Raw genomic sequence first — 26,132 nt, 5'->3', positions numbered from 1 at the left:
CGCCGTGGGCCGCGGCAGTCCAGCGCGTCCTACTTCTTGCCCGCCAGTTCTTCCTCGCGGCGGGTCAGCACGATCGGGTCCCCGTCCGTGATCGCCACCGTGTGCTCGGAATGCGCGGTGCGCGAGCCGTCGGCGGAACGGATCGTCCAGCCGTCCGGGTCGTAGACGATCTTGTCGGTCGTGCGCGCGAGCCACGGTTCCAGCGCGAGCGTCAGGCCCGGCCGGAGCTTCATGCCGCGGCCCGCCTTGCCGCGGTTGGACACGTGCGGGTCGCCGTGCATGGTGCGGCCGATGCCGTGCCCGCCGAACTCGGTGTTGACCGGGTAGCCGTAGCCGGTCGCGACCGCTTCGATCGCCGCCGAGATGTCGCCGAGCCGGTTGCCCGCGCGCGCCGCTTCGATCGCGGCTTCCAGCGCTTCCTCGGTGGCCCGGATGATCCGCTGGTCCTCCTCGGCGGGCGTGCCGACGATGACCGTGCGCGCCGAATCGGCCGCCCAGCCGTCGATGGTCACCGCGATGTCCGCGGTGAGTACGTCGCCGTCGCGCAGGGTGTAGTCGTGCGGCAGGCCGTGCAGGACGGCGTCGTTGACCGACAGGCAGATGACGTTGCGGAACGGGCCTTCGCCGAACGACGGCGCGTAGTCCCAGTAGCACGAGACAGCTCCGCGCCGCTTGATCATGCCGCGCACGTGGTGTTCCAGGTCCATCAGGTTGACGCCCACGTCGGCGAGCTTGCCGACCTCGGTCAGCACCTCGGCGACGAACCGCCCGGTCACGTGCATGCGGTCGATCTCCGCAGGCGTCTTCAGCTCGATCACGACTACCCTCGCGTCCTCAAGTCCCGGTATTTCTATACCGGAAACGCTAGCACGGTACCGGGATAGAAATACCACCCTGGTCCCTAGCGCGTCCTGCCGAGCACGTGGTCCCGGAACGCTTGAACGGCGGGCGAAAGCGGCTCCCCGGCGCGCCACGCGAGCCCGATCGTCCGGTGGACCGGCGGGTGCAGCGGCACCTCCGCGACCCCGGCGGGGGAGCCGGGTTCGAAGCGCGGCAGGAGCGCGACGCCCAAGCCAGCTCCGACGAGTCCGCGGACGGTGTCGGATTCCTGGCCCTCGAAAGCCACCTTCGGCGTGAAACCGGCGGCGGCGCAGAGTTCGTCGGTGATCCGGCGCAGGCCGTAACCGGGTTCGAGGAGTACGAACGGCTCGTCGGCCAACTCGGCGACGCGCACGCTGCGTCGTCCGGCCAACCGGTGCCCGGAGGGGACCGACAGGTGGATCGGCTGCTGGTCGAGGACGACCGTCTCCAGCCGTTCGTCCTCGACGACCGGGGCCAGCAGGGCGAGATCAAGTTCCCCGGACACGAGCCGGTCGACCATGTCCTGCAGCGAACCCTGCACGAGCGAGAACCGCGCGGTCGGGGCCTGCTCGCGATACGCGCGCAGCATTTCCGGCACGCGCGACCGGCCCAGCAGGTGCAGGAAACCGAGCACGACCCGGCCGCTCGCCGGTTCGATCTCCTCGCGCGCGAGGCGGGCTCCGGCGTCGACCACGGGCAGCGCGCGTTCCGCCGCATCGGCGAGCAGTTCGGCAGCGCGGGTCAGGCGGACGCCCCGGCCGTCGGGCACGGTCAGCGGTGCGCCGAGGGCCTGGCCGAGTGCCGCCAGCCGTCGGCTGACTGTGGGCTGCGGCACTCCGAGGATCTCGGCCGTACGAGTGACGTTTCCGGTGCTTCGCAGCGTGGCCAGCAGACACAGGTGCGGGACGAGCTGCGCGGTAAGACTCTCATTCGGCACGGTATGAATGATGGCAGATTTGCGTATTAGACGTATTGATTAGCGAAGCTTACTTTCGGGCTCATGATCTCCTCCGCCCGCCGGGTGAAGGTCGCGGTCGCCGCCGCGGGTTTCACTTCGTTCGCCCTGCTCTACGCCCCGCAAGCAGTCCTGCCGCAGCTCGCCGGGCAGTATCACCTCGACCCCGGCGGCGCGGCGCTCGCGGTGAGCGTGGCGACCGGTGCCTTGGCGATCTCGGTGCTGCCCATCGCCGCGCTGTCCGAAGCGATCGGCCGCCGGCCGGTGATCATCGCGTCGGTCGCGATTTCCTCGGTGCTCGGGCTTCTGCTGCCGCTCATGCCGAACTACCCGCTGCTGCTGGTGCTGCGTGCGGTGCAGGGCGTCGCGATCGCCGGATTCCCCGGTGTGGCAACGGCTTACCTCGTGGAACGCCTCGGGAAGACCGGCGTCGCGGCGGCGGTCGGGGCGATGATCGCGGGCAACACCGTCGGCGGCATGACCGGACGGCTGGCCACCGGGTTCACCGCCGGTCCGTTCGGCTGGCGCGGCGCGCTGTACGTGGTGGCTGGGATTTCGCTGGTCTGCGCGGTCGTGACGGTGGTGACGCTGCCGCCTTCGCCGGTCAGGACGGGGGAGCGGCAAGGCCTGCGCGACATCGGCGTCGGCCTGCTTTCCGCGGTGCGCCGGCCGGTGCTGCTCGCGCAGTACGCCGTCGCGCTGCTGGCCATGGGCGCGTTCGTCGCCCTGTACAACGCGGCCGGGTTCCGGCTGACCGGCGAGCCGCTGAATCTGTCTCCGGCGATCGCGTCGCTGGTGTTCGTGTCCTACGCGCTGGGCTCGGTTTCGTCGGCCACCGCCAACCGGCTGTCCGCGCGGATCGGCCGTCGCCAGGCGCTGGTCGGCGTGCTGCTGCTGACCGCGGTCGGCGCGCTGCTGACGATCCCGGACTCGCTGCCGCTGATCGTCGTCGGCTTCCTCGTGCTGACGACGGCGTTCTTCGCCGCGCACTCGATCGCGAACAGCTGGGCCGCGGCCGACGCCCCGGAGAACGCGCGCGGTCAGGTCGGCGGGCTGTACATGCTCATGTACTACCTGGGCAGCAGCGTCGGCGGCGGGGTCGGCAGCGTCGTCTACGCGCGGGCCGGATGGAACTGGCTGATCGTGGCCGTCGTGGTGTGGCTGGGACTGGCCGTGGCGGCGGTGCAGGCAGGCACGCGGGTGCGGCGCGGGGAGCGGGTGCTGGTGGGGTCGTGAGTGCTGATCGCAGTTCTAACCGTTCTTGCCGCTCACGAGCAGGCCGTGGCGACCAGCAGTCCGCCCCCGACCGGCAGCAGCGCCGGGATCAGCCGGTCGTCCTCGCGGACCGCCCGCGCGACCTCGCGCAACGCCATCGTCTCCGGGTCCCGCCGCGCCGGGTCGGTGAGCCGTCCGCCTGCCAGGACCTGGTGGAACACGATCACCCCGCCGCGGCGCAGCAGGGCCACGCCCTGCTCGTAGTAGCCGGGGTACTCGATCCGCGCGGCGTCGACGAAGACCAGGTCGTAGCCGCCGGGCGTGAGCCGCGGCAGCACGTCCAGCGCGCGGCCGACGATGAGCCGCATCCGGCCCGGCGGATAGCCCGCTTCGAGGAAGGTCTTGCGCGCCGCCCGCTGGTACTCCGGCTCGACGTCGATCGAGGTCAGCACGCCGTCGGGGGCCATCCCGCGCAGCAGGTACAGCCCGCTCACGCCGGAGCCCGTGCCGACCTCCACGACCGCTCGCGCGGCGACCGTCGCGGCGAGAAACCGCAGCGTCGTGCCTGCTCCGGGGGCCAGCGGGGCGCAACCGAGGTCGACCGCGCGCAGCCGTGCCGCGGCCAGCACGTCGTCGTCGGGCAGGTACCCGTCGACCTGCTCGGCGCCGACCGCCCCGGTCTCGGCCGCCGCCTCTGTCCCCGAACTCACGCGCGAAGGTTAGCGCTGGTTGTCGATAAATCAGCGAAGGCTCCCTGGTAAGCGCCTTCCGGCTCGGAGGAAAGCCCGCGAAAACCCTGGAACGGCCCTCGCGGGCCAACTTCTCAGGCTGCTCTCAGATCGGTCTCATGAGTTCCATAAGGAAGGCCGACAGACTGAGTCTCAACCGCACGGGAACACCGTGTGCCCGGCCCGCGTTGGCAGAGGTGAAGAGGAGTTGACCCAGATGGAGGTGCCTGCTCCCCTGATGCAGAACGCCGAACTGCCGGAGGCCGCTCCGGTGACCGTGGACGCAGCCGAGGCGGCCTGGACGCCGCCCTCGTGGGACGAGGTCGTGCGCGAACACGCCGACCGCGTCTACCGGCTCGCCTACCGCCTCACCGGCAACACGCACGACGCCGAGGACCTGACCCAGGAGACGTTCATCCGCGTCTTCCGGTCGCTCGCGTCCTACAAGCCCGGCACGTTCGAGGGCTGGCTGCACCGGATCACCACGAACCTGTTCCTCGACATGGCGCGCCGCCGCTCGCGCGTGCGCATGGAGGGACTGCCCGAGGATACCGACCGGATCGTCGGCGACGACCCCAGCCCGGAGCAGCACTACAGCGACACCCACCTCGACCCCGACCTGCAGGAGGCGCTCGACGAGCTGCCCCCGGAGTTCCGGGCCGCGGTCGTGCTGTGTGACGTGGAAGGACTGTCGTACGAGGAGATCGGCGCGACGCTGGGCGTCAAGCTCGGCACCGTGCGCAGCCGCATCCACCGCGGCCGCTCGGCGCTGCGCGCGTCGCTCGAGCGCCGTCGCGCGACCCGGGAGGAATCTGCGAAGGTGTCCGTATGAGCGGCTGGCGTTTCGCCGAATCCCACCTCATGCCCGACGCGGTAGTCGCATTGGTCGACGGCGAGCTGTCGCCGTCCGCACACGACCGGGCCACCGCGCACCTCGCGCGCTGCCCTGGCTGTGCGGCGGAGGTGACCGCGCAGCGCCAGGCTGTCGCGGCGGTGAAGGACGCCGGTGCGCCGCCGATGTCGGCGGGCTTCCTGGCCAGCCTCCGGTCCATTCCGGAGCACACTGACCTGCCGGGAGCGCCGGACAATCTCGCGGTCACCGCGGACGGTCAGCTGGTGGCGATCCAGCGGCCGGACCGGGTGGCCGGACTGCGCGACGCGGGGGTGCTGGGGGGTGCGGCGCCGTTGGGAACAACCGCGCCGCTCGGGCACTCGGCGACCGTGCTCGGCGGCGGAAGGTTCGCTTTCAGCCGGAAGCGGGCGGCGCAAGGAGCCGGGGTCGTGGTGTCCGGGCTCGTGCTGAGCGCGCTCGCGCTCGTCGGGACCGCGGCGGATAGCGGCGAAGGGGCTGGCGGGGGAGGGCCGGTTCGGACGCCTAATGCGAACTTGCTGCCTGCGAACATGAACGTGCCCAGGACGTCTGCGGCACCGGTTTCTTCGGCACCGGTTTCTTCGGAGCCGGAGGCGCCGGACGGGGCGCGGTCTGTGGTGGGGGCGGCTGTCGCGGCTCGTTAGTTCGGGGGAGGGCGCGGCTTCGCCGCGAAAAGAGGGTTGCGTGGGGGCACCCCGAAGCTGAGTGTGACTACGGCGCGGGGGTGCTTGTCAAGGCGGGAAAGATGCCTTGACAAGCATCCCCGCGCCGTGTTTTTGGCTTCGTATCGGGGTGCGGGGGTGGTGTGGGTGCCTGGTTGGGTTGGGTGCATTGGCTGCGGTTGGTGGGCGCGTCGCGGCGCGGGCCCTCACGACCCGCCGCCGTCCGTGAAGGGGCCCTTCACGGACCTTGGGCCGCGTGGCGGAGCTGTTACGGGGTCAGGCAACAGGCATTTCACTGCGGTCTGGGCACACTTCATCCCAGGCTTGGGTATCGTCGACTCTCAGCCGAACTGAACCGCATCCCGGGGAATGATGACCGACCAGCCGAACGCGAATTCTGACCAGTCCGGTGCCGTCGGAACGGACCGGCTGGGGCCTCGGCCGCTTGAGCGGCCCGCGGTCGACCAGCAGGAGGCGGCTGTCTTCGGGCGTCCGCGCGGGGTCGAGGGGGCGTTCGACAAGCTTTACACCCCGGTGCCCAACGGGAACGGGCAGAAACTCAATCTCGCGCCGCCGACGCCTGAGTCGTTGGCGGAGGCGTTCAGCAGGCCTCCCGGGGCTGAGGGCGTGCGGTTGCAGCGCCCGCTCGAAGCCGCCGGGGAGAATGGCGCCGCCGAAGATCCGTTGTGGACTGACACCAATGATCCGTGGCGTGATCCGGCGTCCGGGGCAGTGCTGGGCGGCCCCGCGGTCGTTCCCGAGGACGACGAGACCGAGGGGCAGAAGCTGCCCAGCGGTGCGCGGTTGAGCCTGCCTGAGGTGTTGTTCGGGCGGCGTGTGCAGCCGAAGGCGTTGGCCATGCTCGGCGTCGTCGCGTTGTTGATCGGCGCGGTCGGCGGGCTGGTCGGCTGGTGGGTCGCGGACACCGGGTCCGCGTTGACGGGCAGCGCCACGATTTCCGAGGCGGAGGCGGCCAAGGAACGGCCGCCGGGGTCGCTCGCGGACATCGCGCGGCGGGTGTCGCCCGCGGTGGTTTCGCTCGAGGTGGTCAAGCCGGGCGCGGACAGCGGCGAGCAGGGCTCCGGCGTCGTGATCGATCCGCAGGGGTACGTGCTCACCAACGAGCACGTGGTCTCGAGCGCGGTCGGCGACGCGGCCACGAAGATCACCGCGGTGTTCAACGACGGGACGCGCACCGAAGCCAAGATCGTCGGCGCGGATCAGAAGACCGACCTCGCCGTGGTGAAGGTCAACGTCACCAACCCGGTCGTGATGCAGATCGGGAAGTCGTCCGATCTGCAGGTCGGGGACGCGGTGATCGCGGTCGGCTCGCCGCTGGCGCTGCAGAACTCGATCACCTCGGGCATCGTCAGCGCGCTCGACCGGCCGGTCACCGCGGGCGGCGACAACGGGGCGGCACCGGTCACCTATTCGGCCATCCAGACCGACGCCGCGATCAACCACGGCAACTCGGGCGGCGCGCTCGTCGATTCGACCGGGGCGCTGGTCGGGATCAACTCCGCGATCCGCTCCTCCAGCTCCGACGGCGGCAGCATCGGCATCGGGTTCGCCATCCCCAGCGACTACGCCATCAAGATCGCCAAGGCGCTGATCAAGGACGGCAAGGTCAAGCACGCCGACATCGGGATCAACGCGGCCTCGACGGTCGCCGGCTCGTCCACGATGGGCGCGCAGGTGCGCAACGTCGCGCCGGGCGGACCGGCGGCGTCCGCGGGGATCAAGGAAGGCGACGTGATCACCAAGGTCGGCGACCACGTCGTGCGCGATTCCGCGGAGCTGACCGTCGCGGTGCGCAGCCACGACCCCGGCCAGGTCGTCCCGGTGCAGCTGGCCCGCGACGGCGCGCTGCTCGTGGTGGACGTCACGCTCGGGTCGGACTGACACCCGCTCTTACTCATCCGGCCAAAAGCAGGCCGACCGCCCGCGCGGCACGTAACCGTCGCTGCGAAGCCATTCGGCCGTGGCTGTGGTCGGGTTAGCAACGACCGGCACAGTAGCTGCCGTGCGACGTTCGGGCCTGCCCGGACGCGAAACGGCCCGGGTAGTCTTGGGCGGGGCAGCACCGAGCGGAGGTTTCACGGGTGTTCGACAGTGTCGGCTGGGGCGAGATCCTCGTGCTCATCATCGCCGGGCTTTTCATTCTCGGACCCGAACGGCTGCCCGAGGCGGCGGCCTGGCTGGCGAGGAGCGTCCGCAAGGCACGCGACTTCGCGACCGGCGCGCGCGAGCAGTTGCGCGAGGAGATGGGTCCCGAGTTCGACCAGCTCCGCAAACCCCTCGAAGACCTGCGCGGCCTGCGCAATCTCGACCCGAAGCGGGTCGTCACGCAGCATTTGTTCGACGGCGATTCGGATCCGCTGGGGCTGAACGGGTTCAAGAACGAACTCAACGGGTCGAACGGATCCCACGGCTCGAACGGGACTCCGACGATCAAGCCCCAGACCGCGCTGCCGCAGCCGGAACCGCTGAAGCCGGGCGAGCGTCCGCCGATCGATCCCGACGCCACCTGACCCTCCGGCGCGGCGATCCATGTGAGAACCGCGAACGCCGCTCACACCAGGCGAAGCCGACGCACGACGTGCTGATCAGGCTGGGTAGCCTCAGGGCATCAGCTCAACCGACCCTGGAGGTTCCCGATATGTCACGCCGTGCGGCTGCGCTGGCCGGAACGATCGCTGCGGCCGCCTTCGCCGTCGCCGGGTGCAGTGCCGACGACGAGCCCAGCACCAAGGCGCCCGCCACCTACACTTCGGTGCCCGCCCCGGCGATGCCGTCCTCCTCGGCCCCGTCGAACGCACCGTCGAGCGCTCCCGGGAACGGCGGCGCGACCGGCGAGCAGCCGAACGTCAAGCGCGGCGCGCAGACCGGCGAGCCCGGCGTGGACGTGCTGGTCACCGTCGCCTACCAGGGCGGAAAGGTCACGCCGCCGGCCGAGGTCGTCGACGTCAAGGTCGGCAACAAGATCAAGATCGTCGTGTCGTCCGACCAGCCGCAGAACGTCGACGTCCAGGACCAGCCCGACAAGTCGGGCGACGTGTCCGCGAAGAAGCCCGAGGACATCGACTGGACGGTCACGAAGCCGGGCGACACCAAGGTGACGCTCCGCGAATCCGGCGCGCTCCTGGTGACGGTGCACGCTTCCTGAGAACCTGAAAAGAGGCGTGCACCTGGAGAAGGTGCACGCCTCTTTTGCTGAGCGGGGGTCAGCGACCGGCGGGGCTGACGTTCAGCATCATCCCGGCGAGCCCGCGCGCCCGGACCGACAGCTGCTTCGCCGCGTCCTTCAGCACCAGCGACGCGGGAGCGTCCGGTTCGGCCAGCACGATCGGCGTGCCCTCGTCGCCCTGTTCGCGCAGGCGCGGGTCGAGCGGGACCTGGCCCAGCAGCGGCACCGTGGAACCGACCGACTTCGACAGCGAATCAGCCACCGTCTGGCCGCCGCCCGCGCCGAAGACCTCGATGCGCTCGCCGGTCGGGGTTTCCAGCCACGACATGTTCTCGATCACGCCCGCCACGCGCTGCCGCGTCTGCATCGCGATCGCGCCCGCGCGCTCGGCCACCTCGGCGGCGGCCTGCTGCGGCGTGGTCACCACGAGGATTTCCGCGTTCGGGATCAGCTGCGCCACCGAAATCGCGATGTCGCCGGTGCCCGGCGGCAGGTCCAGCAGCAGGATGTCCAGGTCGCCCCAGAACACGTCGGCGAGGAACTGCTGCAGCGCGCGGTGCAGCATCGGGCCGCGCCACACCACCGGGGTGTTGCCCGGGGTGAACATGCCGATCGAGATCACCTTCACGCCGTGCGCCTGCGGCGGCATGATCATCGTGTCGACCTTGGTCGGCTTCTCGCGCGCGCCCAGCATGCGCGGCACCGAGTGGCCGTAAATGTCCGCGTCCACCACGCCGACCGACAGCCCGCGCTCAGCCATCGCCACGGCCAGGTTCACCGTCACCGACGATTTGCCGACGCCGCCCTTGCCGGACGCCACGCAGTACACCCGCGTCATCGAACCCGGCTGCGCGAACGGGATGACCGGCTCCGCCGCGTCCCCGCGCAGCGATTTGCGCAGCTCAGTGCGCTGCTCGTCGCTCATCACGTCGAGCTCGACCCGCACGTCGGCGACGCCGGGGAGCTTCGAGACGGCCTTCTTGGTGTCCTCGGTCAGCGTCGCCTTCAGCGGACAGCCCGCGACCGTGAGGTAAATCCCGACGGTGACCAGCCCGTCGTCGCCGACCGCCACGTCCTTGACCATGCCGAGGTCGGTGATCGGTTTTTTGATTTCCGGGTCGTACACGTCCTTCAGCGCGGTGCGGACGTCGTCGACGCTGGGGAGCTGCTGTGTACCAGTCACGCTTCCATCGTACGTACCGGTCCGGTCAGCTTTGTTTCGCCTTGCGCTGCTTGGAGTCCACGTCGAGATCATCGCGCAGCCGGTCGAGCTCGCTGCGCAGGTAATCGCGGGTCGCGACCTCGCCGATCGCCAGCCGCAGCGCCGCCAGTTCGCGGGCGAGGTACTCGGTGTCCGCCTTGGTCTGCGCGGCCCGCGTGCGGTCCTCTTCGAGCGACACGCGATCCCGGTCGTCCTGCCGGTTCTGCGCGAGCAGGATCAGCGGCGCGGCGTACGCGGCCTGCGTCGAGAACGCGAGGTTGAGCAGGATGAACGGGTACGGGTCCCACTGCAGCGACACCGCGGCCAGGTTCAGCGTGATCCAGATGACCACGATCAGCGTCTGCCAGAACAGGTACTTCCCGGTGCCGAGGAACCGCGCGACCCGCTCGGTGAACCGGCCGAAGGTGTCCGGGTCGATGTTCAGCCGCAGGCGGGCCTGGCTGCGCGGCTGGTCGAGCCTGCGGGCGGTCCGGAGCTCAGCCACGGTCGGCCTCCTGGAGATCGGCACTGTCAGCGCCATCGGTCACGTCGTGCAGTCCGGTTTCGCGCCAGTCGTCGGGCAGCAGATGGTCGAGGACGTCGTCGACGGTGACGGCGCCGAGCAGATGGTCTTCGGCGTCGACGACCGGGCCGCAGGCCAGGTTGTACGCCGCGAAATACCGGGTGACCTCGGACAACGTCGCCTCCGGGCGCAGTGCGGTGAGGTCGGTGTCCACCGCGCTGGCGACCAGTTCGGCGGGCGGTTCGCGCAGCAGCCGCTGGAAGTGCACGACGCCGACGAACCGGCCGGTCGGCGTTTCGGTCGGCGGACGGCACACGAACACCATGCTGGCGAGCGCGGCGGGGAGTTCGGCGTTGCGGATGTGCGCCAGCGCCTCGGCGATCGTCGCGTCCGGCGTCAGCACCACCGGTTCCGGCGTCATCAGACCGCCCGCGGTGTCCGACGAATACGCCAGCAGCCGCCTGACCGGCGCGGATTCCTCCGGCTCCATCAGTTCCAGCAGCCTGTTCTGCTCGGCCGGGGCGAGTTCGGCGAGCAGGTCGGCGGCGTCGTCCGGGTTCATCGCCTCGAGGATGTCCGCGGCGCGTTCCTCGGCGAGATAGGCCAGCAGTTCCTTCTGGTCGTCCTCGGGAAGCTCCTCGATGACGTCCGCGAGCCGTTCGTCGTCCATCGCGTCGGCGACCTCGTGCCTGCGCTTCATCGGCAGGTCGCGCAGGGTCGCCGCGACGTCGACCGCGCGCATCGTGTCGAACAGCATCAGCAGCTGGCCCGCGCCTTGCGGCTGTCCGGTGAGATCGGTGAGCCCGAGCCCGCCGACCTCGTTCCACGGCAGCACCTGCATCGCGGTGCGCCGCCTGCCCAGCGCCAGCCGGGCGGACCGTTCGCGGACGGCGACCTTCGCCAGTACCCAGTCCCGCGTGCGGGTCGGCTCCATCGCCGCGTCGACCACGGTCACCCGGGTGTCCGTGCCGGCGAGCGTCGCGTGCGCGTCGAGGAGCTGCCCGCACACCAGAACCTCGTTGGGCCGCTGGTGGAAATGCCGCATGTTGACCGAACCGGTAGCCAGCGTCACGGCGTTCGGTTCGATCGACGTGACGCGCAGCATGGGCACGAACACCCGCCGCCGGGTCGCCAGCTCCACGACCATGCCGAGGACCCGCGGCGGCTGGTGGTCCAGCCGCAGCCCGGCGACGACGTCGCGGACCTTGCCGATCGACTCCCCGTCGGGCCCGAATACCGGCAGACCCGCGAGCTGTGCTGCGTAAACCCGGTTTGTGCCTGCCATGGCGCCGACACTATCGGCTGAGGCCCGAGCGCGCTCGCACCGAGACTCGGCGAATTCTCAGCTTACGAGCGCCCATCGGGTCAGCGAGGGCAGCGCCTCGGCGGACGGGCCGTCGTCGTCCTCGGGCAATCCGCCGAAATCGACCAGATCCTGCGCGTGCCACAGCCGGTTCCGCACCGCCCGGACGAGCGTCCAGGCCTTGGCGCGATCGCGGTCCAGACCGCTCGCGGCGAGCTTCGAGTCCAGTGTGGATTCGCTGAACCGGTTCCACAGCAACGAAAGCGCGCCGTACTCGAGATCGCCGGCGAGCGGTTTCGGGTCGATCACCAGCCACGGTTCGCGGGTGCCGGACAGCACGTTCTCGTAGTGCAGATCCTCGTTCACCAGCGCGTTTCCCGCTTCCGGACCGAGGTCGCGGCACACCTCCAGCGCCGCGTCCAGTTCGCGGCGGGGGAGCGGTTCGCCCAGTTCCCGCCACGAGCGCGGCAGTTCTTCGAGCAGTTCCTCGGCGACGCCGGACAGCGTGCGGGTGAGCCCGGCCGGCGCGGGCACCGCGAGCCGCCGCGCGAGTTCGCTCAGGATTTCGACGGCGGACAGCAGAGGTTCATCCTCCAGCGTCCGGCTGTCGTCGAGGCGCTCCAGCAGCATCGCGCCGTCCTCGGGCACGGATTCGTGCAGCAGCACCGCTCCTCGACCGGCCCATGTGGACAGTGCGAGCGGCTCGTCGCGCGATTCTTCTTCCACCCAGCCGAGTTTGAGCACGACGCGGGAGCCGTCCGCACGCCGGGCGGGCTGGACGACGCCGACGTAACCGTGCCGGGCGGTGTCCTCGAATTCCAGCTGCCATTTCCGGGCATACCGCTCCGCGAGCGCGGGCAGCGACGCGATCCACGGGACGGCTTCCGGACCCAGCACCTTGGGGGCGCGTTCGGCGAAGGCGGGCGGGATCTCCCAAACGGTCACAACGCCCATCCTGGTCGGCCTCGCAAACCGTTTCCGGGGGTTTCGCGCGCGCGTACAGTGAATGGATAAGGGTCGGCGAACCCGGGAGCTGCCATGATCGTCGAGATTGTCAGCGCAGTAGTCGTCGCGGGCGGGGTGTGGCTCGGCTCAGCCGTGCGCGTGGTGAAGCAGTACGAACGCGGACTGGTGTTCCGGTTCGGGCGGGTGCGGCCGCAGGTCCGCGACCCCGGGCTCGCGTTGCTGGTGCCGATAGCCGACCGCATGCAGAAGGTGAACATGCAGGTCGTGACCCTGCCGGTGCCCGCGCAGGACGGCATCACCCGCGACAACGTCACGGTCCGGGTGGACGCGGTCGTGTACTTCAAGGTGATCGACCCGGTGCTGGCCGCGGTCCACGTGCAGGACTACCGGTCGGCGATCGGCCAGGTCGCGCAGACGTCGCTGCGGTCCATCATCGGCAAGAGCGACCTGGACGACCTGCTGTCGAACCGCGAACGGCTCAACGAGGGCCTCGAGCTGATGATCGACAGCCCGGCTCTGGACTGGGGCATCCACATCGACCGGGTGGAGATCAAGGACGTCGCCCTGCCGGAGTCGATGAAACGCTCGATGTCGCGCCAGGCGGAGGCCGAACGCGAACGCCGCGCCCGGGTGATCTCCGCGGACGGCGAACTGCAGGCGTCGCACAAGCTCGCCCAGGCCGCCGCGACGATGGCGGACACCCCGGCGGCACTGCAGCTGCGGCTGCTGGAGACGGTGGTCCAGGTGTCGGCGGAGAAGAACTCGACGCTGGTGCTGCCGTTCCCGGTGGAGTTGCTGCGATTCCTGGACGCGCGGACCGACCCCGCGGCGAAACCGCCGGAGCCGCGGACGCCGGCGGAGCCGGTCCCGGAAAAGGTCAGCAACGGCCAGGTCGCCCCGCTCGAGGGCGACGCGAGCGAGGTTCCGGATCAGCGGTCGAGGTAGCCGTTGAAGCCGAGGACCATCAGCGTCACGAAGAAACTGCCCCACAGCGCGACCGTCACATAGCCGAGCACCACGGCCGCGAGCGCCATGGTGCGCCCGCCCGCTTCGTTGCGGTTGGCCTTGGCCAGCGCGACGTGCCCCATCGCGATGCCGGGAATCGCGAGGACGCAGGTCACCAGGCCGATCAGCGAGCACACCAGCGCGCCGATCGCGAGGCCGCTGTCGCCGGGATTCGGGTACGGCTGGTAGGCCGCGCCGTACGGCGGCGGAGCCGGGAAGCTCTGGTACCCGGGCGGCGGAGCGAACGGACCCGGTTGCGGCGCAACGGGATACGGCGTCGCGGGCGGTTGCGCGGCGGCGGCCGGTTGGTCGCCGGGCAGCACCGCGACCGGTCCCGGGTCGGGCGCGGTCCACCCCGGCGGCGGAACCGGCGAGTCCGCCTCCGGAACAGACGAGACAGCGTCCGCCGGAGCCTCGTACGGCGCGGGCTCGGCGGTGGCCGGCGGCTCGTACGGAGCTGGGTCCGCGGTCGGCGGAGGTTCGTACGCCGGATCGCGGTCGGACGGAGTGGTCACTAGTGCACCCTCTTCCGTGCAGGTCCCCCGATGGGGCTTGTGGTAGGAACTAGGCGGAAGCCGGGGTGACGGCCTCGTGTGGTTGCCCTTCGAGGGCCTCGATGACACTGCCGCCCCCGGCTTCCCCGGAACCGCGAAGCGATGACAAAGGGACGCGCCGTAGAGCGCCGGTTAGTGACCACTCTGCTGTCGGTTCCCTCGCCCCCGCCTGGCTCCTGCCCTGAAGCACGAGCAGGAAGGCGAATTTGTTGTCGCAGCAGGACGGGCAGTTGTTCTTCGTCGGGATCGACTGGGCCTCGGCCGAGCACTCCGTGTGCGTGCTGGGCCGGGACGGCCGCAAGGTCGCCGCGTTCACGATCGCCCACACCGCGGCCGGGTTCGCCCGGCTGGCCGCCCGGCTGGGCAAGCACGCCCGACCGCAGGACATGCCGGTGGCGATCGAACGCCCGGACGGACGCCTGGTCGACGCGCTGCTGGAAGCCGGGCACCCGGTCATGCCGGTCAAACCGAACGCGATCAAGACCTGGCGCGAGTCCGAAGTCCTCTCCGGCGCGAAGTCCGACCCCGGAGACGCGCACGTGATCGCCGACTACCTGCGCGTCCGCTTCCGCCGCCTGCGCCCGGCGGCGCCGCTGTCCGGCCGCACCAAGGCATTGCGCGCGGTCGTACGCACCCGCGGCGACCTCGTCGCCGCCCGCGTGGCCGCGGTCAACCAGCTCGCCGCTGTGCTGGACGCGCATTGGCCCGGAGCCAAGGCGATCTTCGCCAAACTGGAATCGTTGATCGCGCTCGCGTTCCTGACCCGCTGCCCGACCGCCGCATCCGCGGCGAGGCTGACCGAAAAACAACTGGCCGCGTTCTGCGCCAACCACGGCTATTCCGGCAAGAAACCCGCCGCGGTGCTGCTGGCCCGGCTGCGTTCGGCACCCGCCGGAACGCTCGATCCTGTCGTGTCCGAAGGAATCCGGGACGCGGTGCTGGCTCAAGTCGGCGTGATCACCGCGCTCAACACCGCGATCAAGAACCTGGACCGCTCCATCGCCGAGAAGACCGGCGCCCACCCCGACGGCGAGATCTTCCGGTCCTTCCCCCGCGCGGGCACCGTCAACGCCGCCCAGATCCTCGCCGAATGGGGCGACGCCCGCGAGGTCTTCGACCACCCCGACGCCATCGCCGCACTGGCCGGGATCACTCCCGTCACCAAAGCATCCGGCAAACAACGCGGCGTCTCGTTCCGCTGGGCCTGCAACAAACGCCTCCGCGTCGCCATCACCACCTTCGCCGACAACAGCCGCCACGGCAGCCCCTGGGCAGCCGGCATCTACAACCGCGCCCGAGCCTCCGGCAAAGACCACCCCCACGCCATCCGCGTCCTCGCCCGCGCCTGGGTTCGGGTCATCTGGCGCTGCTGGCAGAACGGCACACCCTACGACCCAGCCCTGCACGGCAGCGCCCGCCAAAGCACGGAACAACAGGCCGCAGCCTGATTCTGATCTTGGGGTTGACACAAAGGGTGTCATCGGGGCTCCCTCGGGTGCCGGGTTCGAAGGTCGACGCTACCGGGGAATCGCCGCGGCATCAGCCGAAAACCCCGGACTGGGCCAGCGCGTGCAGGATCAGCGGGATGGCGATGCCCCAGACGATCAGCGCGGCGTAGCCGATCACGAACCCGGCGACCGCGAGCGCTCCGCCGGTGCCGCGGCCGCGGCGGGCGCGGTAGAACGCGACGTGCCCCATCACGATCCCCGCGATGGCCATCGGTGCGCACAGCACGAACCCGGCGATCGAGCACACCAGCGACCCGAGCGCGAGCCCCGCGCCGGGCTGCGGGCCCCGCGGCGGATAGGGCTGGTGCTCGTACGACGGGTGCAGGTAGCCGTCGCGGCCAGCGGGCTCGTCCTGGTCGTCGCCGGCCTCGCTCATCGGGATCCTTCTCGCGGTTTCGGGTGGATCAGCAGCCTAACGGGGGAAACCCGGCCCGGGCGTGAGCACCCTCATAGCCGCTCGGGCGCGAACCAGTCATACTCCCCGGTAACCCAGTGCCGGGAGCCCCGGTGCAGCCGCCGAAGGGAGCCCACCGATGGCCCGTCTCGCCAGGACCGCCGGTCTGACCGATGTGCAGCAGGAGATTCTGTCCACGGTGCGGTCGTTCGTGGACAAGGAGATCATCCCGCACGCGCAGGCGCTGGAGCACGCCGACGAGTACCCCGCGGAGATCGTCGAGGGCATGAAGGAGATGGGCCTGTTCGGGCTCACCATCCCGGAGGAGTACGGCGGCCTCGGCGAGTCTCTGCTGACCTACGCGCTGGTGGTCGAGGAGATCGCGCGCGGCTGGATGAGCGTGTCCGGCGTGATCAACACGCACTTCATCGTGGCGCACATGATCACCCGTCACGGTACTCCGGAGCAGAAGCAGCATTTCCTGCCGCGGATGGCGACCGGCGAGGTCCGCGGGTCGTTCTCGATGTCGGAGCCGGATCTGGGTTCGGACGTGGCGGCGATCAAGACCCGCGCGAAGCGCGACGGCGACGGCTACGTGATCGACGGCGCGAAGATGTGGCTGACCAACGGCGGCTCGTCGAACCTGATCGCGCTGCTGGTGAAGACGGACGAGGGCGCGGAGAAGGCTCATCAGAACCTGACGACGTTCCTGGTGGAGAAGCCGACCGGGTTCGGCGAGGTGCTTCCGGGGCTGACCATCCCGGGCAAGATCGACAAAATGGGCTACAAGGGCGTCGACACCACCGAGGCGGTGTTCGACGGCTTCAAGATCGGCGCGGACAAGGTGCTGGGCGAGGCTCCGGGCAAGGGCTTCTCGTACATGATGGACGGCGTCGAGGTCGGCCGGGTGAACGTGGCGGCGCGGGCGTGCGGGATCGCGATCCGGTCGTTCGAGCTGGCGATCGCGTATGCGCAGCAGCGTTCGACGTTCGGCAAGCCGATCGCCCAGCACCAGGCGATCGCGTTCAAGCTGGCGGAGATGGCGACCAAGGTCGAGGCCGCGCATTTGATGATGGTGAACGCGGCGCGGTTGAAGGATTCCGGTGCGCGCAACGACGTCGAGGCGGGCATGGCGAAGCTGATCGCCAGCGAGTACTGCGCCGAGGTGACCCAGGAAGCGTTCCGGATCCACGGCGGGTACGGCTATTCGAAGGAATACGAGATCGAGCGCCTGATGCGCGAGGCGCCGTTCCTGCTGATCGGCGAGGGCACCAGCGAAATCCAGAAAACCATCATCAGCCGCGGCCTGCTGCGGGATTACAAAGCCTGACCCCCGCTTCGCCGGAGTTCGCGCGCTCCGCCGGTTCTTGACAAGATAGAAACTCTCGGACCGGACGAGCGCAGGTGATGATGGTGAGCAGTCCCTTTGGAGGCGGTCAGGGCCCGGCCGGGCTGCCGCGGCTCCCGACGCCGCCCACCGGCTGGCCGATCGGGTCGTACTCGACCTACGGCGAGGCGCAGCAGGCGGTCGACTTCCTGGCCGAAAGCGAGTTCGCGGTCACCGACGTGACGATCGTCGGCGTCGACCTGATGCTGGTCGAACGCGTCATCGGGCGGCTGTCCTGGGGCCGGGTGCTGGCCGCGGGCGCGATGTCGGGCGCGTGGTTCGGCCTGTTCGCCGGGCTGCTGCTGGGCATGTTCGTGAACCAGGGCGGGTTCACGCTGCAGTTGCTGACCGGGTTGGTGCTGGGCGTCCTGTCCGGACTGGCGTTCTCCGCGATCGGCTACCGCGCGTCGCGCGGGCGCAGGGATTTCTCGTCGGCCAGCCAGCTCGTCGCCGGCCGGTACGACGTGCTGTGCCAGCCGCGCAGCGCCGAGCAGGGGCGGGAACTGCTCGCCAAGCTGGCGTTGCGGCCGCCGCCCGCCACTGCCTGAATACCCGCACGCCCCCGATGCGGTGGTTGTTCACCCGGATGGAACAACCGCATTCCGCGCTGCTCCAGTCTTTCCGGTGGTACGCGGCGCACCCGGCTGAATCGTTATTGACCCTGCTTGCGGCTCGTGATCGCCGGGCATAGGTTGTCCGACACCGGTTGGCCGGTCGTGTCCTCCAGCGCGGCCTGCCGGCAACTGGCACGTCGGGGTGCTGGCTCGGGTCCGCCTCGCCGCGGCGTGCTGTCTGGGGGCGGTGTCGAAAGGCGCCGTGTGCACATGGGCGAGGAGGCTTGGATGGGGAAGAAACGGCCCAGCGGAAAGAAACGAGGACCTACGCGCGCGGCGGCATTGCTCGCTGCCGGCGTGGTGGGCAGCGGTCTGGTGGCGGGCTGCGGAACGGCCTCCGGGACGACGATCAACGTCTACTACTCCCCGGAGGACCATTTCCAGACGGTCGTCGACAACTGCAACAAGGCCGCCGCCGGGCGGTACCGGATCGTCTACAACAAGCTGCAGCGCGGTTCGGACGACCAGCGGATCCAGATGGCGCGCCGGCTCGCCGCCGGCGACACGTCGATGGACGTGCTCGGCCTCGACGTCACGTGGGTCTCGGAGTTCGCCGAGGCGGGCTGGGTCGACGAGTGGACCGGGCAGAACAAGACGGCCGCGTCCGAGGGCGTCCTCAAGGGCCCGCTGGACACCGCGACGTATCAAGGAAAGCTCTACGCCGCGCCGAAGAACACCAACGTGCAGCTGCTCTGGTACGACGACCGCATCACCCCGACCCCGCCGAAGACGTGGGACGAGATGATGCAGATGTCGCAGCGGCTCAAGAGCGAGCACAAGCCGTATTCCGTCGTGTTCACCGGCGCGCAGTACGAGGGCCTGGTCGTCATCTACAACACGCTGGTCGAATCGCTCGGCGGGCACATCCTCTCCGACGACGGGAAATCCGTCGTGATGGACGACGGTGCGGTGCAGGCGCTGGCGCTGCTGAAGAAGGTCACGTCGTCGGGGATTACCGATCCGTCGCTGACGAACCAGAAGGAGGACGACGTCCGGCAGACGTTCCAGCGCGGCAATGCCGCGTTCGAGCTGAACTGGCCGTTCGTGTACGCCTCCTACGCCGAGGAAAAGCCGAAGGACCTGTCGCACTTCAAATGGGCGGTGTACCCGCAGGCGAAGCCCGGAGTTCCGTCGAAGAGCACGATCGGCGGGTTCGACCTGGCGGTGAGCGCCTACTCGCAGCACAAGCCCGAGGCGTACGAAGCGGCGTTGTGCCTGCGCAGCAAGGAAAACCAGAAGGTGTCGGCGATCAACGACGGGGTGCCGCCGACGATCGAGTCGGTGTACCACGACGACGTCCCGGTGGATCCGGCGAAGCCGGTTTCGGCGGACAACCCGAACATGGCCCAGAAATACCCGATGCGCGACGCCATCCTGTCGGCGCTGAAGACCGCCGCGGTACGGCCGCTCACACCGGTGTACCAGAACCTGTCCACGGTGATGTCGAAGATCCTCTCCCCGCCGGCGGCGATCGATCCGCAGACGACCGCGCGGAAATTGCGGGAACAGCTCGATGACGCGCTCCAGTCGAAGGGAGTGATCCCGTGACCGTCCAGGATCCCGCCGCGACCAGCCGCGAGGCGGCACACCGGAAGGGAAAGCCCGCGCTTTCCGAGGGCAAGAAGGCGGAACGGCGGCTCGGGCTGTGGCTGTGCGCGCCCGCGTTCCTCGTGATGATCGCGGTGACCGGATACCCGATCGTCTATTCGATCTGGCTTTCGCTGCAGCGCTACGACCTGCGGTTCCCGGCGAAGCACGAGTTCATCGGATTCGACAATTACGCCGCGGTGCTGACGAATTCCTACTGGTGGACCGCGTTCGGCACCACGATGTTCCTCACCGTCGTGTCGGTGGCGATCGAGTTCGTGCTCGGCATGGGGCTCGCGCTGATCATGCACCGCACGCTCGTCGGCCGCGGACTGGTGCGCACCGTCGCCCTGATCCCGTACGGCATCGTCACCGTGGTGGCCGCGTTCTCGTGGTATTTCGCGTGGACGCCCAAAACCGGGTACCTGGCGAACGTGCTCGGCGAAGGGGTCGCGCCGCTGACCGACCAGTGGCCGTCGCTGTTCATCATCATTCTCGCCGAGGTGTGGAAGACGACGCCGTTCATGGCGCTGCTGCTGATGGCCGGGCTGGCGCTGGTGCCGGACGACCTGCTGAAGGCGGCGGCGATGGACGGCGCGACCGCGTGGCAGCGGTTCACCAAGGTGATGCTGCCGGTGATGAAACCGGCGATTCTCGTCGCGCTGCTGTTCCGCACGCTCGACGCGTTCCGCATTTTCGACAACATCTACGTGCTCACCGGCGGCGCGCAGGACACCGGATCGGTGTCCATGCAGACCTACGACAACCTGGTCAAGGGGCTCAACCTCGGGATCGGCTCCACCATGGCGGTGCTGATCTTCCTCACGGTGGCGATCATCGCGTTCCTCTTCATCAAGGTGTTCGGCACCGCCGCGCCCGGCACGGACGACGGGGGGAAGCGCTGATGGCTATCGGTGGTGCGGCCACGACCGGCCGCAAAGTCGGCTGGGGTCTGCTGGACATCCTGGTGGTGGTGTTCGCGATCGTCCCGGTGCTGTGGGTGCTTTCGCTGTCGTTCAAGACCAAAGCGACGCTCACCGACGGCAATTTCATCCCGGTGGAATGGACGCTCAAGAACTACGCGGACATTTTCCAGACCACGGAGTTCCTGCACGCGCTGGTGAACTCGATCGGCATCGCGGTGATCTCCACGGTCATCGCGGTGGTGCTGGGCACGATGGCGGCGTACGCGATCGCCCGGCTGGATTTCCCCGGGAAGCAGCTGCTGGTGGGGCTTTCCCTGCTGATCGCGATGTTCCCGCAGGTTTCGCTCGTCACCCCGCTGTTCAACATCGAACGCGGGCTCGGCCTTTTCGACACCTGGCCGGGGCTGATCCTGCCCTACATCACGTTCGCGCTGCCGCTGTCGATCTACACGCTGTCCGCGTTCTTCCGGGAAATCCCGTGGGAACTGGAAAAGGCGGCGAAAATGGACGGCGCGACGCCGGCACAGGCGTTCCGAAAGGTGATCGCGCCGCTGGCCGCGCCGGGCGTGTTCACCACGGCGATCCTGGTGTTCATCCTCTGCTGGAACGACTTCCTGTTCGCCATCTCGCTGACGTCCACCGAGTCGTCGCGCACGGTGCCCGCGGCGTTGTCGTTCTTCACCGGGTCCTCGCAGTTCGAGGACCCGACCGGCCAGGTGTGCGCGGCCGCGGTCGTGATCACGGTGCCGATCATCCTGTTCGTGTTGTTCTTCCAGCGTCGCATCGTGGCGGGGCTGACGTCCGGTGCGGTGAAGGGCTGACCCATGGCTGAAATCGTTCTCGACAAGGTTTCCAAGCGCTACCCCGACGGCGCGCTCGCGGTGTCCGAAGTGGACATCACGATCGCCGACGGCGAGTTCATCATCCTGGTCGGCCCGTCCGGCTGCGGGAAGTCGACCACGCTCAACATGGTCGCCGGGCTGGAGGACATCTCCTCCGGCGAACTGCGCATCGACGGCAAGCGGGTCAACGAGAAGGCGCCGAAGGACCGGGACATCGCGATGGTGTTCCAGTCGTACGCGCTGTACCCGCACATGAGCGTGCGCGAGAACATGGCGTTCCCGCTGCGGCTGGCCAAAGTGGACGACAAGATCGTCCGGTCCAAAGTGGAGGAGGCGGCGCAGATCCTCGACCTGACCCAGCACCTCGACCGCAAACCGGCCAACCTGTCCGGCGGGCAGCGGCAGCGGGTGGCGATGGGCCGGGCGATCGTCCGCAATCCCAAGGCGTTCCTGATGGACGAGCCGCTGTCCAACCTGGACGCCAAACTGCGCGGCCAGATGCGGACGTCGGTGTCGAAGATCCAGAAGCAGCTCGGCACGACCACGCTGTACGTCACGCACGACCAGACCGAGGCGATGACCCTCGGCGACCGGGTCGTGGTGCTGCGGGCCGGGTACGTGCAGCAGATCGGTTCGCCGCAGTTCCTCTACGACAACCCGGCGAACCTGTTCGTGGCCGGATTCATCGGCTCGCCGTCGATGAACTTCGTCCCCGCGACGCTCGAAGACGGCCAGGTGCGCAGTTCGCTGGGCAGCACCCCGCTGACCGACCGGGTCCGCCGGATGGCCGAGGCGGCGAACGCCCCGCGCGAGGTGATCATGGGCATCCGCCCGGAACACTTCGAGGACGCCGCACTGGTCGAATCGGGCCGCGAGGGCGCGACGTTCACCGCGCACGTGGACGTCCTGGAGTCGATGGGCTCGGAGAAGTTCGCGCACTTCACCGTGGACGGCGAAGCCGCGACCTCCGCGGAGCTGGCGGAACTGGCCGCGGACAGCGGTTCGGCCGACGTCCCCGGCGCGGAATCGCTGATCGTGGCCCGGCTGTCGGCGGAATCGGCGGCCGCGGAGAACCAGGACCTGCGAATGTGGTTCGACGCGGACAAGGTGAAGCTCTTCGACCCGTCCGACGGCCGAAACCTCACCTACTCCGACTGAGCCAGCGGTCCGTGAAGGGCTCCTTGCGGGAATCAGATTCCCGCAAGGAGCCCTTCACGGACGTTCAGGGGATCCGCGAAAAGATCGTCGCGGCAGCGGTGCGGGCGGCCGGACAAGCCGCGTCCCCGCCCGCGCCGCTGGTGTCGACCACGCTCACCGTCGCCTGCTCCGCGCGTCCTGGCGTGGCCGGGGAGGGCTGCACCGTCCGGACCCGGCAGAACGCCCCGTCGGCCGCCACCCGCGCCACCCGGTTGCCCAGCGTTTCCGACGGTCCCGCCGGAGCCTGCCGCACCACCGCGAATTCCAGGCTCACCTTGTCGAGGATGCAGGAATGCCCGGCGAGCCCGGCCGTCGCGTCGCCGCCCTGCGCCCCGGACCCGGTGAGAATCGCGCAGGAATCCACCCGGCCCCACGAGCGATCCGGCAGCTGCGGATGCCGCACCCGGTTGCCGGTGACCGCGTCGAGCGCCCCGCCGACCACGTCGTCCGCGGCGGTGCACCGGTCCTCCGCGCTGCCGCGGTCGTCCCGGTCGGTGACCGAAACGGCCAGCCGCACCCCGTCGGCGAACGTAATGGCCCGCCCGCACGTCCGCTCCGGCACGAAACTCGCCTGCTGCACGGAAACGCCGTCCGGCACCTTGCCCGGGTACGCGTACGCCTGCACGGTGGGATCGCGATCGGCGGCGAGCGGCCCGATGGTGACCGTCCGGGGCCGCCCGGCCTGGACGAAGTCCGCCTGGCACGCGGTGAACGAGGAATCGGGCGTGTCGGCGGTGGCGTTCTTGAGCCGCTTCGGGTCGAGAAGGCTGCAGTAGTCGAGCGTCGCGAAGTCCCCGAGCGCCGCGATCGCGGTCAAGGGCACCGGCGTGGACTGCGCTGCCGGGGCGGGGGCAGACTCCGCGGAACATGCTGCGGCGAGGAACACCGAACAGCCGACTGCGAGGACTCCGAGTGGGTTACGCACGGGGTGCAGTATCACCGTGAGTGGCGAAAAATCCAGCCCTCGCCGGGAAATCCCACACTTCGCTGCGTCATCACCGCTGGTGGGGCGGTTGTGGAGAACGGGGAATGCTTCCACCGCGTCCCGATGAGGGTCCCGCCTCTGCCGAGAGGTCCGTGAAGGACTCCTTGGGGGAATCAGGTTCCCTCAAGGAGTCCTTCACGGACCTTGGCGGGAGCGGATCGGCGTGCACCGCGGGCGACGAAGATCCGGCGGACAAGCGGGCCGGTCCGGGTCGGAAAGACGAGCGCTCCTGTCGTACCGTGATGCTGCCCCGGGCGAGCGTTGAGCTGCGAGTTCCCGTTCTCGACCCCGATTCCTCCCCCTTCCCGCACCCCATCCCCTTAGGGGTCCGGATCGTCCCGCGGAGCGATGTGCCCCGGCGGCGGACGTGGTGCCATGGAGGTACGAACCCAACGGGAGGGGAACACGATGACCGCACCTGTCACTCACCGGCTGAGCCGGCCGCGGGAGGGGCGCATGATCGGCGGAGTCTGCGCCGGGCTCGCCCGTCGCTTCGGGACCACGCCGGGCAAGGTCCGCGTGCTCGCGCTGCTGTCATGCCTGCTGCCGGGGCCGCAGTTCGTCGCGTACCTGATCCTCTGGGCGATCATCCCCAGCGACTGAGCAAGGCCGAAGAACGGCTCGCCAGCGACAACCGAGCAGCCCGGACTCGCCCCAAGCTCTAGAGATGGATCGGCCCTCTCCCGCCGGCACGCGGGAGAGGGCCGTTCTCATTTCCGCTCGGCGGAAAACCGCTCCCAGGCCGACTGCCGCGTCACCCCGAGCGCCTCGCCGATCCGCGCCCACGCCACCCCGCGCGTCCGCAGCAGATCCACCTGCTCCTGGATCCGCGCGTCCGTCTGCGCGCTGACCTTCGCCATCCGCGGGATGCTCTCGAGGATCTCCTCGTCCGATTTCCGCTCCCACAGCGTCACCTCGGACGTCCCCGGCTCGTGCTGCCCGGCCAGGATCTGTTCGCACAGTCCGACGCAGCCGTCGCAGATGTAGACGCCCGCACCGGCGATCAGCTTGGCCACCTCGTCGGCCGGTTTGAGACAGAACGAGCAGTACGAAGTCATCGCAACCTCCCAGTGTCAGGACTAGCCTGACACGTCAGGGGTCGCCTGACAAGTCACTGCTGCGAGCGCAGCCTTTCGATGATCTCCTCGTCCCAGCGGTGCGTCCGGATCAGCCGGTACCGCTCGCACGCGACCCACAGGTACGCCTCGGCCTCGGTGCGGTCGCCGATCAGGTCGGCCTGCCGCAGCATCGCCACCACCGGTGTGAATTCCTCGTCGAACCAGCGCTGCGCGACGGTCGCGCGGTCGATGAACTGGCCTTCGTCCTGCATCAGCCGGAAACCCCACGCTTCGACGTGCTCGCCGAGCTGGGCGTAGTTCCACGGATCCGGCACCAGCACCGAAGCCCGCGCGTGACCGGACAGCGGGACGCGTTCCAGGAACAGCCGCCGATAGTCCTTCACGATCAGGTCGCCGCGGTACCGGATGCCGCTCGGGTTCAGTTTGGTGCGCACGACCGTCACCGAAGCTTCTATTGTGGACAGTCCTTGCGCCAGTGCGACCGAAACCCGGTGGTGGCCATCGATAATGAAATGCAGCTCGCCGATGCGGTACACCTCGATCGGCGGGATCGCCTCGCCGCGGCGGGCGGCCAGGGCGAGTCGTTCCCAGCGTTGCCGAACCCGGGCGGACGTGGGGCGGAACCGGCGGTCGAAATCGCGGCTCCGGTCGACGGTGCCGACGATCGAGTCCAAAGTGATCACTCGCGTCCCGATTCGCGTCTCGCTCACGTAACCGAGCGCCTGCACCACTTCGTGGAACGGCAGCATGATGTTGACGTCGTCGGGTTCCCGGCGCAGCCAGGTGGAAAGCCGGGACAGCACCTGCCGCCGCCGGGCTCGAAGGAAGTCGTTTTCGGCGTCAGCACGCGGGAAACCGGTCGGTCGGGTCATCGCGGGAACTCCATCACCTGGTAGCCCACCACGTTGCGGATCCGGGTGCCGCCGGCCACGCGGTCGGGCACTGGTTCGCCGTGCGGGTGGATGTGTCCGTGCAGCAGCCACCGCGGCTGCAGGGTTTCGATCGTGCGGTGCAGACAGGTGAAACCTTGGTGCGGCGGATCTTCGCGGTCGCCGAGATGCCGCGGCGGCGAATGCGTCAGCAGAATGTCGATTCCGTTGCCGTCGCGCCATTTCCGCCACCGGAAACGGAGCTCCAGCCGCCGGGCCCGGCGAGCCTGCTGACGCTGCGTCCACTGGTTCGGACCATCGCGGTAGCGGATCGAACCGCCGAGCCCGGCGATGCGCAGCCCGGCGACGTCGACGACGCGGCCGTCGGCGTTGATGCCGCCGGCGGGGCCGGGCCATTCGGTCGGGAAACCGTCCTTCATGGACAGTCCGCCGTAGCGGGTGTAGCCGCTCAGGTCCGGGTCGTGGTTGCCCGGGACGAACACGCACGGCACGTCGAGCATGCCGGCGAGGTGCTCGAGATACCCGAACGGCAGATCGCCGGCGGCGACGACAAGGTCGACCCGCAGCGAGCGGACCGCCGGGGTCCACAGCCGCTCGTCGGCCTCGTCAGCCACCACCAGCGCTTTCGGCATGCGCCCAGGTTACGGCGCACGCGGCGTCACTTCATGCCGTGCGCGAACCCGGGGTTGAGC

Annotated in this window: 28 protein-coding genes; 15 read left to right on the top strand and 13 right to left on the bottom strand. The window is 69.4% G+C overall.

The window, feature by feature from the left end:
• Nucleotides 1-29: 29 nt before the first annotated feature.
• Both map and ATK30_RS12605 read right to left on the bottom strand, forming a co-directional pair.
• Nucleotides 30-818, bottom strand: a complete 789-nt coding sequence (map, locus tag ATK30_RS12610; protein ID WP_101435767.1) for a type I methionyl aminopeptidase — start codon at nt 816-818, stop codon at nt 30-32.
• An 83-nt stretch (nt 819-901) separates the two neighbouring features.
• Nucleotides 902-1,798 (bottom strand): LysR family transcriptional regulator, encoded by an 897-nt coding sequence (locus tag ATK30_RS12605; RefSeq protein ID WP_101435766.1) that lies wholly within the window; start codon nt 1,796-1,798, stop codon nt 902-904.
• 63 nt (nt 1,799-1,861) lie between these two features.
• Here ATK30_RS12605 and ATK30_RS12600 point away from each other — a divergent pair, with 63 nt between their 5' ends.
• A complete protein-coding gene (locus ATK30_RS12600; protein WP_183126068.1) occupies nt 1,862-3,052 on the top strand; it encodes an MFS transporter in 1,191 nt (396 codons plus the stop codon).
• A gap of 32 nt (nt 3,053-3,084) precedes the next feature.
• Here ATK30_RS12600 and ATK30_RS12595 read toward each other — a convergent pair whose 3' ends face one another.
• Complete coding sequence (locus ATK30_RS12595) at nt 3,085-3,741, bottom strand: O-methyltransferase (protein ID WP_009072906.1); 657 nt, start codon at nt 3,739-3,741, stop codon at nt 3,085-3,087.
• Between the two features lie 235 nt (nt 3,742-3,976).
• On the opposite strand from ATK30_RS12595, the gene sigE reads away from it, so the two are divergent.
• The 5 genes from sigE (at nt 3,977) to ATK30_RS12570 (ending at nt 8,458) form a co-directional block, all read left to right on the top strand.
• A complete protein-coding gene (gene sigE, locus ATK30_RS12590; RefSeq protein ID WP_037353366.1) occupies nt 3,977-4,591 on the top strand; it encodes an RNA polymerase sigma factor SigE in 615 nt (204 codons plus the stop codon).
• Nucleotides 4,588-5,274 carry an anti-sigma factor family protein gene (locus ATK30_RS12585; protein WP_101435765.1) on the top strand — a complete coding sequence of 229 codons (687 nt, stop codon included), beginning with the start codon at nt 4,588-4,590 and terminating at the stop codon, nt 5,272-5,274. The genes sigE and ATK30_RS12585 overlap by 4 nt, the downstream gene beginning before the upstream one ends.
• A gap of 390 nt (nt 5,275-5,664) precedes the next feature.
• A complete protein-coding gene (locus ATK30_RS12580) occupies nt 5,665-7,194 on the top strand; it encodes a S1C family serine protease (protein WP_101435764.1) in 1,530 nt (509 codons plus the stop codon).
• 200 nt (nt 7,195-7,394) lie between these two features.
• Nucleotides 7,395-7,823, top strand: coding sequence for a Sec-independent protein translocase protein TatB (gene tatB, locus ATK30_RS12575; protein ID WP_101435763.1), 429 nt, complete (start codon nt 7,395-7,397; stop codon nt 7,821-7,823).
• Between the two features lie 128 nt (nt 7,824-7,951).
• Nucleotides 7,952-8,458 carry a hypothetical protein gene (locus ATK30_RS12570; protein WP_101435762.1) on the top strand — a complete coding sequence of 169 codons (507 nt, stop codon included), beginning with the start codon at nt 7,952-7,954 and terminating at the stop codon, nt 8,456-8,458.
• A 58-nt stretch (nt 8,459-8,516) separates the two neighbouring features.
• Here ATK30_RS12570 and ATK30_RS12565 read toward each other — a convergent pair whose 3' ends face one another.
• Genes ATK30_RS12565 through ATK30_RS12550 form a run of 4 tightly spaced genes read right to left on the bottom strand, consistent with a single transcriptional unit; the run spans nt 8,517 to nt 12,451 of the window.
• The gene (locus ATK30_RS12565) at nt 8,517-9,662 is read right to left on the bottom strand and encodes an Mrp/NBP35 family ATP-binding protein (protein ID WP_101435761.1); all 1,146 of its coding nucleotides are present in this window, start codon (nt 9,660-9,662) and stop codon (nt 8,517-8,519) included.
• Between the two features lie 25 nt (nt 9,663-9,687).
• Nucleotides 9,688-10,185 carry a DUF1003 domain-containing protein gene (locus tag ATK30_RS12560; protein ID WP_101435760.1) on the bottom strand — a complete coding sequence of 166 codons (498 nt, stop codon included), beginning with the start codon at nt 10,183-10,185 and terminating at the stop codon, nt 9,688-9,690.
• Nucleotides 10,178-11,488: a magnesium transporter MgtE N-terminal domain-containing protein gene (locus ATK30_RS12555; RefSeq protein WP_101435759.1), complete on the bottom strand. Its 1,311-nt coding sequence runs from the start codon at nt 11,486-11,488 to the stop codon at nt 10,178-10,180. The genes ATK30_RS12560 and ATK30_RS12555 overlap by 8 nt, the downstream gene beginning before the upstream one ends.
• Before the next feature lie 57 nt (nt 11,489-11,545).
• Nucleotides 11,546-12,451 carry an aminoglycoside phosphotransferase family protein gene (locus tag ATK30_RS12550; protein WP_167441894.1) on the bottom strand — a complete coding sequence of 302 codons (906 nt, stop codon included), beginning with the start codon at nt 12,449-12,451 and terminating at the stop codon, nt 11,546-11,548.
• Nucleotides 12,452-12,544: 93 nt separating this feature from the next.
• Here ATK30_RS12550 and ATK30_RS12545 point away from each other — a divergent pair, with 93 nt between their 5' ends.
• Nucleotides 12,545-13,417 carry a slipin family protein gene (locus ATK30_RS12545; RefSeq protein WP_101435757.1) on the top strand — a complete coding sequence of 291 codons (873 nt, stop codon included), beginning with the start codon at nt 12,545-12,547 and terminating at the stop codon, nt 13,415-13,417.
• Here ATK30_RS12545 and ATK30_RS12540 read toward each other — a convergent pair.
• Nucleotides 13,402-13,992: a DUF4190 domain-containing protein gene (locus ATK30_RS12540; RefSeq protein ID WP_101435756.1), complete on the bottom strand. Its 591-nt coding sequence runs from the start codon at nt 13,990-13,992 to the stop codon at nt 13,402-13,404. The genes ATK30_RS12545 and ATK30_RS12540 overlap by 16 nt on opposite strands.
• A gap of 248 nt (nt 13,993-14,240) precedes the next feature.
• Between ATK30_RS12540 and ATK30_RS12535 the strand changes: the two genes are divergently transcribed.
• Nucleotides 14,241-15,479 (top strand): IS110 family RNA-guided transposase, encoded by a 1,239-nt coding sequence (locus tag ATK30_RS12535; RefSeq protein WP_101440783.1) that lies wholly within the window; start codon nt 14,241-14,243, stop codon nt 15,477-15,479.
• A gap of 91 nt (nt 15,480-15,570) precedes the next feature.
• Here ATK30_RS12535 and ATK30_RS12530 read toward each other — a convergent pair whose 3' ends face one another.
• Nucleotides 15,571-15,915: a DUF4190 domain-containing protein gene (locus ATK30_RS12530; RefSeq protein WP_101435755.1), complete on the bottom strand. Its 345-nt coding sequence runs from the start codon at nt 15,913-15,915 to the stop codon at nt 15,571-15,573.
• A 157-nt stretch (nt 15,916-16,072) separates the two neighbouring features.
• On the opposite strand from ATK30_RS12530, the gene ATK30_RS12525 reads away from it, so the two are divergent.
• The 6 genes from ATK30_RS12525 to ATK30_RS12500 all read left to right on the top strand — a co-directional run bounded on the left by ATK30_RS12525 (nt 16,073) and on the right by ATK30_RS12500 (nt 22,447).
• Complete coding sequence (locus ATK30_RS12525) at nt 16,073-17,263, top strand: acyl-CoA dehydrogenase family protein (protein ID WP_101435754.1); 1,191 nt, start codon at nt 16,073-16,075, stop codon at nt 17,261-17,263.
• 77 nt (nt 17,264-17,340) lie between these two features.
• The gene (locus ATK30_RS12520) at nt 17,341-17,868 is read left to right on the top strand and encodes a YflT domain-containing protein (RefSeq protein WP_167442160.1); all 528 of its coding nucleotides are present in this window, start codon (nt 17,341-17,343) and stop codon (nt 17,866-17,868) included.
• Nucleotides 17,869-18,162: 294 nt separating this feature from the next.
• Nucleotides 18,163-19,482 carry an ABC transporter substrate-binding protein gene (locus ATK30_RS12515; protein ID WP_101435752.1) on the top strand — a complete coding sequence of 440 codons (1,320 nt, stop codon included), beginning with the start codon at nt 18,163-18,165 and terminating at the stop codon, nt 19,480-19,482.
• Nucleotides 19,479-20,426, top strand: coding sequence for a carbohydrate ABC transporter permease (locus tag ATK30_RS12510; RefSeq protein WP_101435751.1), 948 nt, complete (start codon nt 19,479-19,481; stop codon nt 20,424-20,426). Before ATK30_RS12515 ends, ATK30_RS12510 begins: the two co-directional genes overlap by 4 nt.
• On the top strand, nt 20,426-21,268 hold the full coding sequence (locus ATK30_RS12505) for a carbohydrate ABC transporter permease (protein ID WP_101435750.1): 843 nt from the start codon (nt 20,426-20,428) through the stop codon (nt 21,266-21,268). Before ATK30_RS12510 ends, ATK30_RS12505 begins: the two co-directional genes overlap by 1 nt.
• 3 nt (nt 21,269-21,271) lie before the next feature.
• Nucleotides 21,272-22,447, top strand: a complete 1,176-nt coding sequence (locus ATK30_RS12500) for an ABC transporter ATP-binding protein (protein ID WP_101435749.1) — start codon at nt 21,272-21,274, stop codon at nt 22,445-22,447.
• 64 nt (nt 22,448-22,511) lie between these two features.
• Here the strand turns inward: ATK30_RS12500 and ATK30_RS12495 are convergent, their stop codons facing one another.
• Nucleotides 22,512-23,411: a hypothetical protein gene (locus ATK30_RS12495; protein WP_244194596.1), complete on the bottom strand. Its 900-nt coding sequence runs from the start codon at nt 23,409-23,411 to the stop codon at nt 22,512-22,514.
• A 468-nt stretch (nt 23,412-23,879) separates the two neighbouring features.
• On the opposite strand from ATK30_RS12495, the gene ATK30_RS12490 reads away from it, so the two are divergent.
• Nucleotides 23,880-24,074, top strand: a complete 195-nt coding sequence (locus ATK30_RS12490) for a PspC domain-containing protein (protein ID WP_009072943.1) — start codon at nt 23,880-23,882, stop codon at nt 24,072-24,074.
• 107 nt (nt 24,075-24,181) lie between these two features.
• On the opposite strand, the gene ATK30_RS47440 is transcribed toward ATK30_RS12490, so the two are convergent.
• The 3 genes from ATK30_RS47440 to ATK30_RS12475 are packed head-to-tail and all read right to left on the bottom strand — an operon-like array spanning nt 24,182 to nt 26,072.
• Nucleotides 24,182-24,529, bottom strand: coding sequence for a ClpX C4-type zinc finger protein (locus ATK30_RS47440; RefSeq protein WP_101435747.1), 348 nt, complete (start codon nt 24,527-24,529; stop codon nt 24,182-24,184).
• 53 nt (nt 24,530-24,582) lie between these two features.
• Nucleotides 24,583-25,422 carry a chromosome partitioning protein ParB gene (locus tag ATK30_RS12480; protein ID WP_101435746.1) on the bottom strand — a complete coding sequence of 280 codons (840 nt, stop codon included), beginning with the start codon at nt 25,420-25,422 and terminating at the stop codon, nt 24,583-24,585.
• Nucleotides 25,419-26,072 (bottom strand): metallophosphoesterase family protein, encoded by a 654-nt coding sequence (locus ATK30_RS12475; protein WP_101435745.1) that lies wholly within the window; start codon nt 26,070-26,072, stop codon nt 25,419-25,421. Before ATK30_RS12475 ends, ATK30_RS12480 begins: the two co-directional genes overlap by 4 nt.
• Between the last annotated feature and the right edge of the window lie 60 nt (nt 26,073-26,132).

This window comes from Amycolatopsis echigonensis (genome assembly GCF_002846615.1).
Taxonomy (GTDB): Bacteria; Actinomycetota; Actinomycetes; order Mycobacteriales; family Pseudonocardiaceae; genus Amycolatopsis; species Amycolatopsis echigonensis.
This window is presented reverse-complemented; position numbering and strand designations above follow the sequence as displayed.